We start from the raw sequence: 12,803 nt of genomic DNA, 5'->3' as shown, positions 1-12,803 counted from the left end.
CGATTCAATTTTTACAGGCCGTTGACGATGTGGACCTGCCGCCGGAGGTCGCGGACCGGGCCATTTACTCCCCCCACCTGGGAGGAAATACCGGCGGCTCCTTCCGCCGGGGCCACCGGAATATGTGGGAGAACGCCCGCCGCATCCAGGAGGGACAGCGGCCGGTCCACATCGTCAACGGCCTGTAAAAATTGAATCGTGCCCCGCCTCCTTCTCCAAGGAAGGAGGCGGGGCACATAGTTTGTCAAAAAACTTGCTGAGAGGAAACCGGCTGAGTGATGGCGGGGGAGCTCGAGGGGGCGGCAGCCCGCCTCGAGTGGAATCGAATGCCCTGAACGCCTTGCGCAGCGGCGGAAAAGTACCGTCATTTTGATCACATCATCCTTAAAATCTCCTTTTTCAGCCGGGAGATGATCCGCTTTTCCAGCCGGGAGATGTAGGACTGGGAGATGCCCAGCTGGTCGGCCACCTCCTTCTGAGTGCGCTCCCGCCGGCCGTCCAGGCCGAAGCGCAGGGTGATGATCTGCTTCTCCCGGGGCTCCAGCCGCGCCAGGGCCTGACGCAGCAGCTGCCGGTCCACGTCCGCCTCGATGGGCCGCATGACCAGGTCGCTCTCGGTGCCAAGCACGTCGGAGAGGAGCAGCTCGTTGCCGTCCCAGTCGGTGTTCAGAGGCTCGTCAAAGGAGAGCTCCGACTTCTGAGCGGCGATCTTGCGCAGATACATGAGGATTTCGTTTTCAATGCACCGGGAGGCGTAGGTGGCCAGCTTGATGCTCTTGGCGGGCTGATAGGTGCCCACCGCCTTGATAAGGCCGATGGTACCGATGGAGATCAGGTCCTCCAGGTTGACCCCCGTGTTCTCAAACCGCCGGGCGATGTACACCACCAGGCGCAGGTTGCGCTCGATGAGGGTCTGGCGGGCCTCCTCGTCCCCCTGCTCCAGGCGGGCGATGACCTGGGCCTCCTCCTCCCGGGTGAGGGGGGTGGGCAGAGTGCCGCTCCCCCCGATGTACATGATCTTGCCTGGCTGCACCAGGCCCAGCCGGGCGAGCAGGGCGGCCGCCCGCCGCCCCAGGCCCCTCCAGAATCGTCTCATGGCTGTCCCTTCCTTTCCATCTCAATCGGCCCCCAGGAGAGCCCGGTAGCCTCCCCCGTCGGACACCGGGGTAGGGGAGAGGGCGGCCAGCATGGGCCCCCGGTCCTCCTCGCCCACCTGCACCTGGTCCACCCGCACCGCCAGCAGCAGCCCCCGGTCCACCCCCACCGAGCGGTAGGGGAGCAGGCGGAACCGCCGCCGCCAGGGGTCCTCCAGCCGCTCCAGCGCACCCGCCGGGTCCCGAAGGTCGGCCGGGCTGGGCCGGATTCCGGGAGGCAGGAGTTCCTCCACGCAGTCCGCCTCGGCCACCAGCACCGGCCGCCCCGTGGCCGGGTCGGTGAGGGTGTTTCCCGTATCCACCAGGGCGGTGAGAGAAACCTGCCGCTCCCCCAGGGTGAGGCGCACCGGCCGGAGCTCTCCGGAGGGGGCGGTGTGCCGGCCTGTCCGCTGGAAAATCAGGGTGAGGGCCCCGTAGCACCCGGCGGCCGACAGCAGCACGATCTTCAGGTCCATGCCGGAGCAGAGCACCCCGTTGGACAGCGTCAGCCCCCGCCCGCCCAGCAGGCCGATGGCCAGCACCCCGCCCCCGAAGGCGCAGGAGAGGGCGAAGAAGATGACCACCTGCCGCAGCAGCCGCCGGCTTTTCCAGAAGGCGGCCAGCACCATCAGCACCGCCGCCGCCAGACGGCAGGGGGGGCGGGCCAGAAAGGAGAGCCCCGGCAGGAAGATGGCCACCGCGTACAGCCCCCCCAGCGCGGCCCCCAGCAGGAAGCGCAGCCGGGCCAGGGGTTCCCCCGCCAGCCTGGCGGAGGCCAGGAGCAGAAGATAGTCCACCATTGCGTTGAGCAGAAACAGGGTATCCACATAGATGACGGTCACGGCTATACGCCCCCTTTCACCGCAGCTGCACCCTCTATTATAGGAGCTTGGGCCAACGAAACCGGTCAAAACAGCTGGGCGCAGATGGATTTACCGCCGGCTTATCTGCCTCGGAACAGGTCGAAAAAAGCACTTTCCCCTTGCACGCGGGCCGGAAACACGGTATACTGGGGGTGAGCTGGATGAGAATGGATTCCTTCCGGCTCCATTTGCGCGAACAGTTCTCGGGACGGCTCCCGAGACGATACAATGGCCCCAGCGGCCGCAGAGAGAAATGAGGCAGACTATGACAAATCAGGAGCTCAACACCCATGCCATTAAAGTGATCGGCCACCGCAATCCGGATACCGACTCCATCTGCGCCGCCATCGCTTACAGCCGCCTGAAAAATAAGCTGGACCCGGAGAACCCCTGCAAGCCATGCCGGGCGGGACTGCTCAACCGGGAGACAGAGTTTGTGCTGGACCACTTCCAGGTCCCCGCCCCCGAGCTGTACACCGACGTGAGCCCACAGCTGCGGGACGTGGACATCCGCCCGGTCCCCGGGGTGGACGGGGAGATGACCGTGCGCCGGGCCTGGGCCAATATGCGGGACCAGGAGATCGACACTCTGTGCGTGGTGGATGAGGGCCGGAACCTCAAGGGGCTCATCACCGTCAAGGACATCGCCACCGCCAACATGGAGGTGCCGGACATCTCCATCCTGGCCGAGTCCCGGACCAGCTATCAGAATGTGGTGGACACCCTGGACGGCACCGTGCTGGTGGGGGACATCGAGGGCCGGTATGTGGAGGGGAGCATCCGCATCGGCTCGGGCAGCGCCGAGCACATGGAGCGCACCATCACCAAGGGGGACCTGGTCATCGTGGGCAACCGCAGCGACAGCCAGCTGGCCGCCATTGAGATGGACGCGGGCTGCATCGTGGTGTGCTCGGGCAGCAAGGTGTCCAAGGTGATCTGCATGCTGGCCGCCGAGAAGGGCTGCATCGTCATCAGCACCCCCAACAATACCTATGTGTCCGGCCAGATGATCAGCCAGGCCACCCCCATCCGCCACTATATGGTGCAGAAGAACCTGCTCACCTTCAACCTGAACAGCTCGGTGGACTCGGTGACCAAGGTGATGGCCTCCGTCCGGTTCCGGTACTTCCCGGTGCTGGACGACGAGGGGCGCTATGTGGGCGTGGTGTCCCGCCGGAACCTGATGAACCTGCACAAGAAGCAGCTCATCCTGGTGGACCACAACGAGCGCAGCCAGGCGGTGGACGGCATCGACCAGGCCGAGGTGCTGGAGATCATCGACCACCACCGTATCGGCTCCCTGGAGACGGAGGGACCGGTGTACTTCCGAAACGTGCCTGTGGGGTGCACCTGCACCATCATCTACCAGCTCTACCGGGAGACGGGGGTGGAGATCGAGGACACCACCGCGGGGCTGATGCTGTCCGCCATTCTGTCGGATACCCTCATGTTCCGCAGCCCCACCTGCACCCCCGCGGATGAAAAGGCGGCCCGGGCCCTGGCCCAGCAGCTGGGTCTGGATCTGGAGCGCTATGCCGACGCCATGTTTGAGGCCGGAGGAGATGTGAGCGGCAAGACCGCCGAGGAGGTCTTCAACGCCGACTATAAGATCTTCAACAGCAAGAACATCCGCTTCGGCATCGGCCAGGGCAGCTATATGAGCGAGAAGAACCGCAGGGCCAGCCAGGCGCTGATCGCCCCCTATCTGGAGACCGCCCTGAAAAATCAGGATCTGGACTTTATTTTCTATATGTTCACCGATGTGGTGCACTCCACCACCGAGCTGATGATGGTGGGGCGGGGCTCCGACGTTCTGGTGGAAAAAGCCTTCCAGGCCAAGGTAAAGAATGGAATGGCCATCCTTCCCGGTGTGGTCAGCCGGAAAAAGCAGATGGTGCCCGCCCTCATCAACGCCATCAAGTTGGAGGACCTGGAGGGGACGAACTGACCACTTTTTGTCCCGCCCCTGAAAAACAGAACACCCCGGCCGTTTTTAAACGGCCGGGGTGTTCTTCTGTCTTTTAAAGGGAAAATCAGGCGGTCTCCTCGGCGAAATTGCCGGTGTAGAGCTGATAATACTTGCCCTTCTTCTCAATGAGCTCGTCATGGGTGCCCCGCTCGATGATGCGGCCCTGCTCCATGACCATGATGCAGTCGGAGTTGCGCACCGTGCTCAGACGGTGGGCGATGACAAAGGTGGTCCGCCCGGTCATCAGGGCGTCCATGCCGTCCTGAACCAGCTTCTCGGTGCGGGTGTCGATGGAGGAGGTGGCCTCGTCCAGGATCAGCACCGGGGGATCGGCCACGGCGGCCCGGGCGATGGCCAGCAGCTGCCGCTGGCCCTGGGACAGGTTGGCGCCGTCGCCGGTGAGCATGGTGTCGTACCCGTCGGGCAGCCGGCGGATGAAGCCGTCGGCGTTGGCCAGCCGGGCGGCGGCCATGCACTCCTCGTCGGTGGCGTCCAGATTGCCGTAGCGGATGTTCTCCATCACCGTGCCGGTGAACAGATGGGTGTCCTGGAGGACGATGCCCAGAGACCGGCGCAGGTCGTCCTTCTTGATCTTGTTGATGTTGATGCCGTCGTAGCGGATCTTGCCGTCGGCAATGTCGTAGAAGCGGTTGATCAGGTTGGTGATGGTGGTCTTGCCCGCGCCGGTGGCGCCCACGAAGGCGATCTTCTGGCCCGGCTTGGCCCACAGGCTGATGTCGTGGAGGACCAGCTTGTTCTCGTCATAGCCGAAGTCCACGTCCTCAAAGACCACGCTGCCCTCCAGCCGGGTGTAGGTGACGGTGCCCTCCGCCCTGTGGGGGTGTTTCCAGGCCCACACGTTGGTGCGCTCGGCGCTCTCATACAGACGGCCCTCCGCGTCCTCCCGGGCGTTGACCAGCTCCACATAGCCCTCGTCCTTCTCGGGGGTCTGGTCCATCAGGTCAAAGACCCGCTGGGCGCCGGCGGCGGCGGTGACCACGAAGTTGATCTGCATGCTCACCTGGGCGATGGGGTTGGTGAAGCTCTTGTGCAGGCCCACGAAGGTGACCACGGTGCCCAGGGTGACGCCGGCCATGCCGTTGATGGCCAGGACAGCGCCCACGATGGCTACCAGGGCGTAGCTCAGCCAGCCGATGTTCATGTTGATGGGCATGAGCAGGTTGGAGTACCGGTTGGCCAGGTTGGCGCTCTGGCGCAGGGCCTCGTTCACCTTGTGGAAGTCGGCCTTGGCCGCCTCCTCGTGGCAGAAGACCTTGACCACCTTCTGGCCGTCCAGCATCTCCTCAATGAAGCCGTCCACCTCGCCCAGGGCCCGCTGCTGCTTGACGAAGTATTTGCCGGACAGGCGGGAGAAGTTCTTGGTGACGGTAAACATCGCTATGGCGGCCAGCACCGAGACCACGGTGAGGGCCGGGCTCATGATGATCATGGTAATGAGGGTGGCCACCATGGTAAAGCTGGAGTTGATGAGCTGGGGGATGCTCTGACTCAGAAGCTGGCGCAGGGTGTCCACGTCGTTGGTGTACACGGACATGATGTCGCCGTGGGCGTGGGTGTCAAAGTATTTGATGGGCAGGGACTCCATCTTGTGGAACAGGTCGTCCCGCAGGTGGCGCAGGGTGCCCTGGCTCACATTGACCATGATGCGGTTATAGCCGAAGGAGGCGATGACGCCCGCCCCCATGATGCACACCAGCTGCTTGATGTCCTGGGCCAGACCGGTGAAGTCCCGGGAGCCGGTGGACAGCATGGGCTCGATATATTCGTCGATCAGGGTCTGGGGGAAGGTGGCCCCCACCACAGTGCATACGGCGGACACCAAAATGCACCCGATGACGAGAATAAACAGATACTTATAGTAGTGGAGCATGTACCCTAGAACCCGGTTCAGAACGGCCGGTCCGGTCCGCCTTCTCTCATTTGCGTTCATAGATGTCCCTCCTCTCACGCGGGCTGGTCGAAGTCGCCGCCGCCCTTGATCTGGGATTCGTAGATCTCCTGATAGATGGCGTTGGTCTTCAACAGGTTGTCGTGGGTGTCAAAGGCGTTGACCCGGCCGTTGTCCAGCACCAGGATGCGGTCGGCCCCCTCCACGCTGGACACCCGCTGGGCGATGATGATTTTTGTGGTGCCGGGGATCTTCTCGGCAAAGGCCTTCCGGATCTTGGCGTCGGTGGCGGTGTCCACCGCGGAGGTGGAGTCGTCCAGAATCAGCACCTTGGGCTTTTTCAGCAGGGCCCGGGCGATGCACAGTCGCTGCTTCTGGCCGCCGGACACGTTATTGCCGCCCCGCTCGATGCGGGTGTGGTAGCCGTCGGGGAAGCGGTCGATGAACTCGTCGGCGCAGGCGGCCTTGCAGGCATCCATGCACTCCTCGTCGGTGGCCTCCGGGTTGCCCCAGCGCAGGTTGTCCAGAATGGTGCCCGAGAACAGGGTGTTCTTCTGGAGCACCACGGACACCTGGTTGCGCAGGGCCTCCATGTCGTACTCCCGCACGTCCAGGCCACCCACCTTGACGCAGCCCTCGTCCACGTCGTACAGGCGGCAGATCAGGTTCACCAGGCTGCTCTTGCCCGAGCCGGTGCCGCCGATGACGCCGATGGTCTCGCCGGACTTGATGTGCAGGTCGATGTCGGTGAGGGCGTCCTTGCCGCTGCCGTGCTTATAGGAGAAGCTCACGTGGTTGAAGTCGATGGACCCGTCCTTCACCTCCATCACCGGGTGCTCCGGGTCGTGGAGATCGGGGGTCTCGTCCAGCACCTCCCGGATGCGGCGGATGCTGGCCATGGACATGGAGATCATGACCACCACCATGGACAGCATCATCAGGCTCATGAGCAGGGACATGACGTAGCTGTACAGGCTGGTCAGGTCGGCGGCGGCCAGGGTGCCGTCCACCACGATGAAGTGGGCGCCCAGCCAGGACACCATGACGATGCAGAAGTACACGGCGATCATCATGGCCGGGCCGTTGAAGGCCAGCAGGCCCTCGGCCTTGACCGACAGGTCGTACAGATTCCTGGAGGCCTTGGAGAATTTCTTGTCCTCAAAGCGTTCCCGGACGAAGGCCTTCACCACCCGGATGGCGGACACGTTCTCCTGGACGCTGGCGTTCAGGTCGTCGTACTTGCGGAACACCTGGCTGAAGATGCGCAGGGTGACCACCATGATGGCGCCGACGACCACCACCAGGAAGGCCAGGGCGATGAGGAAGGTGAGGCTCAGCTCCACGTTGATGTACATGCACATGGCGAAGCTGAAGATCAGGGACAGGGGAGAGCGCACCGCGATGCGGATGACCATCATAAAGGCCTGCTGCACATTGGTGATGTCGGTGGTCATGCGGGTGACCAGGCCGGGCACGCTGAACTTGTCGATGTTGGAAAAGGAAAAGGTCTGAATGTTGGCGTAAATGGCCTCCCGCAGGTTGGCGGCCAGGCCGGAGGAGGCGCTGGCGGCAAAGCGGCCGGCGGTGGCGCCGAAGATCAGGCTGAACAGGGCCATGACCACCAGAACGGCGCCGTAGCGGTACACCGCGGACAGGTTGCTGGCCTCCAGGCCCTCAGCGATCAGCCGGGCGGTGATAAAGGGCAGCAGGATCTCCATGATGACCTCCAGCGTGGTCAGACCCACGCACAGGAGGGCGTCCTTCTTGTAGACTCCCAGCTGCTGCAACACTCGTTTCACGATTTGGATACCTCCTTGCTGTGATTCTGCGTCAGGGTGGAAAGATTTTGCAGCATTTTCTTCTGCAGACGGTCCAGCGTGGCCAGTTCCTCCGGAGAAAAGCCGGAATAGAGCTGGTTCTGGGCCTCGCAGATGGCCCGGTCCAGAAACTCCCGGGCCTCCTTGCCCTTGTCGGTCCCGAAGAGGATCTTTTTCCGGTCGTCCCGGGCGCAGGGCTCCACCCGCACATAGTCCTTCTCACGCAGGCGCTTGACCAGCCCCGACATGGCCGCCATGGAGTAGCCGAACTCCCGGTGGATGTCGGTGAGGGAGATCCCCCGGTCCGAGTGGTCCAGAATATACAAAAGGATGTGCGCCTGGATGGCGGTCAGCCCCTTTTGAGCCATGGCGCGGTTGCCCGACTGCTCCAGCTGGATGTTGATCTGCCGGTTCTCCTGAATCAGGACGCTTCGATTCACTTCCACGCTGGTTCCACCTCCTTCCAATTTGTTTTGCCCTAAACAGTTCGGACGTTTATCTTTATAGCACAAAAACCGTTGCATGTGAAATTCAAATCTGCTATTATCTATTAAAAAGTTTTATCGTATTTCTGTATTATACAAAAAGGCGCGGAAGCGGAAGGAGTGTTTTTGTTTGAATACTACACAACTGGAGTGTTTTATGGCTGTATCCAATTTTTTGAACTTCTCCCGGGCGGCGGAGCAGCTGCGAATCACCCAGCCGGCGGTGAGCCACCAGATCAACACCCTGGAGGACGAGCTGGGGGTCAAGCTGTTTTACCGCACCAGCAAGCGGGTGCGCCTTACCCAGGCGGGGCATCTGTTCTCCCAGTACGCCCGGGAGATCCTGTCCCTGTCCCGCATGTCCAAGGCCCGGCTGAAGGAGGGCCAGGACTCCTCCGTCCTTCGCTTTGGGATCGGCTGCCGCAGTTTTCTGGAGCTGCGGCTGCTGGGGCCGGTGCTGGGACAGCTGCGGGAGGAGTTTCCTCAGCTGATGCCGGTGCTGCGCCTGGTGCCCTTCGACTCCCTGGAAAATCTGCTGGAGGACGGGGATGTACAGGTGATGTTCACCTTTCAGGAGACCGCCCCCAAGCGGGCCGTCTACCGGGAGCTGTCCCGGAGAGCGGTGGTGTGCGTGTGCGGAAAGGACCACCCCCTGGCGGCCCATGAGCAGCTCGCCATACAGCAGCTTCGGGAGGGGGACCGGTTTGCCGCCTATCCGCCCCACAGCGCGCCGCCCTCCCTTCTGGCGGTGCAGGGTCAGATCATCACCGGACGAAGCACGGACCAGATCTGCTTCTGCGAGGGGCTGGAGACGTTATACACCCTGGTGGAGGCGGGCTTTGCCTTTGCGGTGATTGCGGATCTGCCCCAGGTCGCAATGCCGGGAATCCGGGCCATCCCGGTACAGGAATTTCCGGCGCTGTCCTATGGAGTGTCCTATCAGGCGGGGGAGATGGGGCCGGTGCTCCGCCGCTTTCTGGCCCGGATGGAGGAGTTTTTTCAAGCGGGAGACCGCAGGGTATGAAAAAAACGGAACCGGACCCCATCTATATGGGGCCCGGTTCCGGAAAAGGACCGGCCGGTGGAAAACGGGGGAGTTCAGCCCCCCATGCGCAAGGTGCTGCCGGAGGAGAGGCCGTCCTTGGCCAGCATCCGCTCCAGCACCTCCACGTCGGCGGTGATGTCCAGGGCGTCCCCCTGGAAGAGCTGGTCCAGCTGCTTCTCAAAGCCCTCCACCACCTTGTCCATCATGCCCTCGATGCGCTCCATGGCGGCGGAGATGTTCTCCCCGTCCACCTCCTGGTCCTCCAGCTGGGCGTAGGCCCGGAGAATTTTCAGGGTGGTGGGCAGGTAGTAGCTCAAAAAGCTGTGGAGCTGGTTGGACTTCTGGGGGTGGCTGCGCTGGTACTCGAACACCTTGGCGGTGATGACGCCGATGCGGTCGATCTGCTGATTCAGCTTGGGGTTGTCGATGTCCGCGTTGATGGCGCGGATCTCATCCAGAATGGCGTTCTGCGGGTCCTCCGCCGGCTCCTCCTGGGCGGGCTTCTCCTCCTCCTTGGGGGGATCGGGGATGCCGTCGCTGGTGAGCACCAGGCGGTCATTGCCGTAGTCCAGATAGCCCTGAGGGAAGAATCCGTCGTCCAGCATGTCCTCCAGCGTGTCCCGCACTTTGGCGGGGGAGGTCCCCAGGGTGGAGGACAGGGCGGAGATGGAGATGGTGGTCCGGCTGCCGATCATGGCCAGATAGCTGCGGAAGGTGCGCACCCGCTTCTGCCGGCGCAGGCCGCCCCACAGGCAGCCCAGCCCGGCTCCGAAGAAACAGAAGATGGGGACCAATTCTTCCAGATACCAGGCGATGTCTGGAAGCATCCACAGATTTCCAAACACGGAGTTGATGGAGGCGAAGCCAAAGACGGCGGAGAGCACGGCGCCCACGATGGTCAGCTTCTTTGCCTTGGCAGACATCTTGGACAGAAGGCTGTTGGGGGCCGGCACCGTGCCGGAGTGGGACACCGGCCCGGGCTGTCCGCCCATTTGCGCGGTGCGGGCACCCATGCGCCCCTGCTCCTGCTGCATGTAGTAGGGGTGGCGGCCCTTCTTCTTCCCGCCGCCGGCCAGCTTGATGACGATCATCAAAATGCCTACCGGGGGGAGCACGAAGAGGAAGAACAGCGCCAGAATCCAAAAGCCCCAGTTGCTCCGATTTCCGCCCCGGCGGGAGCCGCCCCCGGAGTCGTAGCCGTAATTGTAGGATTGATCTGCCATAGTATATGACCTCCAGCCGCGTGTGATTTCCATGGGATAAGCATATCAGACGCAAGGAAAAATGGGATTGAACTTCCCTTAAAATTTGATAAAAGCGCACATAACCCCCTGCGGCAGGGGGGACGCCCTTTGATTATACTGCGGGTCAGGGAAAAAGTAAACGGCTCTGGTGGAATTTTCAGGGGACTTGTAACTGTTCTGTAATTGTACGGCCGGGGAGAGAATGCTATAATATTCTGGAAACAGGTCTGCGCCGGACCGGGCCGCAGAGCGGTCCGAATATATGGCGCGGCCTGCCGGAATGAAACCGGGCCGGGTCCCGTACAATGAGAGCGCACGGGTTTCAATCCGCCCGGGATAGAGAGACAAAACCAAAGCCCCGGATCTGCGAGAGGGGCGTGGAGGGAAAACATGGAAGAAGTGCATACGCCGAAGAGGGTCGCGGCCCAGCCGGGGCGGCGCAGGAAGATCGCCCTCATTGCCGCCGGCTGCGCCGCGGCAGTGCTGCTGGCGGCCTACCTGGGGCTGTGCGCCTGGGTGGGCGGCTCGCCCAATATTTTGAAGGGAGTCTCCGTGGCCGGCGTGCCGGTGGGGGGACTGACCCGGGAACAGGCTCTGGAGACCCTGGAGGACAATCTGGGGCAGGTGTCCAGCGTGGCGCTGCCCCTGGAGTACGGCCCCTGGGAGGGGGAGATCACCGCCGCCGCCGTCCGGGTGGACGACCAGGCCACCGTGGCCCAGGCGTGGCAGACCGGGCGGGAAAACTTCCTGCTCCAGGGCGCATCCTATCTGTCCCATCAGCTGGGGGCGGAGGATGAGATCGGCCTGACCCTGGCTTGGACCGACACCGGCAAGTCGGAGCTGGAGGCGAAGATGGACGAGGCGGACCTCCAGGTGGGGGGCGCCCTCACCAACGCCACCTACGCCGTGGAGGGCGACAAGCTGATGCTCACCAAGGGGGTCACCGGGGTGACCATCGACCGGGAGGCGGCCGAGCCCATGGTGATGGCCGCCATGACCGAAGCGGTGTCCGACGCGATGCAGGGCGGTACCGCCGCGGTGGAGCCGGTGGTGCTCCCCGCCCACGAGACCACCCCTCAGGAGCCCGACTTTGACGCCATGTACCAGGAGCTCCACGCCGAGGCCAAGAGCGCCGAGATCGACCCGGAGACCCTGGAGGTCAGCGACCACGTGGTGGGGGTCGACTTTGATGTGAACCAGGCCAAAACCCTGTTTGACGCGGCGGCGGAGGGGGAGACTGTGGAGATCCCCCTGACCATCACCCAGCCCGAGGAGACCAAGGAGGGCCTGGAGGGGAAGCTGTTCCGGGACCTGCTGGGGGAGGGCACCAGCCGGGTGGGCGGCTCCGCCAACCGGAAGAGCAACGTGAAGCTGTCCGCCCAGGCCTGCAACGGCGTGGTGCTCATGCCCGGGGAGGTCTTCTCCTATAACAACACCACCGGCAGCCGCACCGCCGACAAGGGCTATCTGGGGGCGCCGGTGTACTCCGGCGGCGCGTCGGTGGAGGGCATCGGCGGCGGCATCTGCCAGACCTCCTCCACCATCTACTACGCCGTCCTCCATACGCCGCTGGAGATTGTGGAGCGTCACGCTCACATGTATGCCGTGGGCTACGTCCCCGACGGCATGGACGCCACTGTGTGGTATGGCGCCTCCGACTTCCGCTTCAAGAACAACACCAACTACCCAGTGAAGGTGGTTACCGAGAGCTATGACAAGAACGGCAGCCGTTTCCTCACCGTGAAGATTTACGGGACCAACGAGGATGGACGCTATGCCGTACCGGAGCGGATTCAGTACGACTATATCCAGCCCACCACCCAGTATAAGGCGGACTCCTCCGTGCCCCGGGGCACCACCCGGGTGGACTCCGTGCAGAATGCCTATGTGGGGTTGAAGGCCCAGACCTACCGGTATATTTACGCCGAGGACGGCACCCTGCTGGAGAAGCAGGATATGGGGGTCAGCAGCTATAAGATGCGGCCCACCACCATCCTCTACAACCCCGCCGACGGCGACCCCAGCCAGCCCGCGTCGAAGCCGGAGACCCCGGCCACCGATCCGGGGACCGGCACCGACCCCGGCGCCGGAACGTCCAATCCCGGCACCGGCACCGCCACGCCGCCCACCGACCCGAACGCCGGAGCGGGAGGAGGTTCCGGCTCCACAACAGACCCGGGCTCCTCTGCCGGGACAGATCCGGGGGGAACGCCTCCGGACCAGAGCGGAACGGAGACGCCGGACTCCGGGGCCTCCAGCTCCGGCGGGACCGGCTCCAGCAGTTCCAGCGGAGCCGAGGAGCCGCCGGTAAGCCAGGACGTGCAGGCGTAAAATACGA

9 protein-coding genes and 1 pseudogene are annotated in these 12,803 nt (G+C 63.4%); 4 read left to right on the top strand and 6 right to left on the bottom strand.

The window, feature by feature from the left end; translation table 11 throughout:
• A pseudogene (locus tag B5F19_RS17515) lies at window positions 1–188 on the top strand (hypothetical protein); the annotation flags it as partial.
• Between the two features lie 185 nt (window positions 189–373).
• On the opposite strand, the gene sigE reads toward B5F19_RS17515, so the two are convergent.
• Entirely contained in the window at window positions 374–1,096 is a 723-nt protein-coding gene (sigE, locus tag B5F19_RS10795; protein WP_087290395.1) for an RNA polymerase sporulation sigma factor SigE, read from the bottom strand.
• 21 nt (window positions 1,097–1,117) lie between these two features.
• Window positions 1,118–1,975 carry a sigma-E processing peptidase SpoIIGA gene (locus tag B5F19_RS10790; protein WP_087290393.1) on the bottom strand — a complete coding sequence of 286 codons (858 nt, stop codon included), beginning with the start codon at window positions 1,973–1,975 and terminating at the stop codon, window positions 1,118–1,120.
• A gap of 286 nt (window positions 1,976–2,261) precedes the next feature.
• On the opposite strand from B5F19_RS10790, the gene B5F19_RS10785 reads away from it, so the two are divergent.
• Window positions 2,262–3,944 carry a putative manganese-dependent inorganic diphosphatase gene (locus B5F19_RS10785; protein WP_087290391.1) on the top strand — a complete coding sequence of 561 codons (1,683 nt, stop codon included), beginning with the start codon at window positions 2,262–2,264 and terminating at the stop codon, window positions 3,942–3,944.
• Between the two features lie 85 nt (window positions 3,945–4,029).
• Here B5F19_RS10785 and B5F19_RS10780 read toward each other — a convergent pair whose 3' ends face one another.
• The 3 genes from B5F19_RS10780 to B5F19_RS10770 are packed head-to-tail and all read right to left on the bottom strand — an operon-like array spanning window position 4,030 to window position 8,137.
• Window positions 4,030–5,916, bottom strand: coding sequence for an ABC transporter ATP-binding protein (locus B5F19_RS10780; RefSeq protein WP_087290389.1), 1,887 nt, complete (start codon window positions 5,914–5,916; stop codon window positions 4,030–4,032).
• A gap of 14 nt (window positions 5,917–5,930) precedes the next feature.
• Entirely contained in the window at window positions 5,931–7,673 is a 1,743-nt protein-coding gene (locus B5F19_RS10775) for an ABC transporter ATP-binding protein (RefSeq protein ID WP_087290387.1), read from the bottom strand.
• A complete protein-coding gene (locus tag B5F19_RS10770; RefSeq protein ID WP_242972791.1) occupies window positions 7,670–8,137 on the bottom strand; it encodes a MarR family transcriptional regulator in 468 nt (155 codons plus the stop codon). The genes B5F19_RS10775 and B5F19_RS10770 overlap by 4 nt, the downstream gene beginning before the upstream one ends.
• A 169-nt stretch (window positions 8,138–8,306) precedes the next feature.
• Here B5F19_RS10770 and B5F19_RS10765 point away from each other — a divergent pair, with 169 nt between their 5' ends.
• Window positions 8,307–9,200: a LysR family transcriptional regulator gene (locus tag B5F19_RS10765; RefSeq protein WP_087290383.1), complete on the top strand. Its 894-nt coding sequence runs from the start codon at window positions 8,307–8,309 to the stop codon at window positions 9,198–9,200.
• Between the two features lie 74 nt (window positions 9,201–9,274).
• Here the strand turns inward: B5F19_RS10765 and B5F19_RS10760 are convergent, their stop codons facing one another.
• Entirely contained in the window at window positions 9,275–10,444 is a 1,170-nt protein-coding gene (locus B5F19_RS10760; protein WP_162612567.1) for a 5-bromo-4-chloroindolyl phosphate hydrolysis family protein, read from the bottom strand.
• Window positions 10,445–10,855: 411 nt separating this feature from the next.
• Between B5F19_RS10760 and B5F19_RS10755 the strand changes: the two genes are divergently transcribed.
• The gene (locus tag B5F19_RS10755; protein ID WP_087290379.1) at window positions 10,856–12,796 is read left to right on the top strand and encodes a VanW family protein; all 1,941 of its coding nucleotides are present in this window, start codon (window positions 10,856–10,858) and stop codon (window positions 12,794–12,796) included.
• The last annotated feature ends 7 nt before the right edge of the window (window positions 12,797–12,803 follow it).

The organism is Pseudoflavonifractor sp. An184, from assembly GCF_002160305.1.
In the GTDB taxonomy this organism is placed as follows: domain Bacteria; phylum Bacillota; class Clostridia; order Oscillospirales; family Oscillospiraceae; genus Lawsonibacter; species Lawsonibacter pullicola.
Note: the sequence above shows the minus strand (reverse complement) of the source record. Positions and strands in the feature narration are given on the sequence as shown.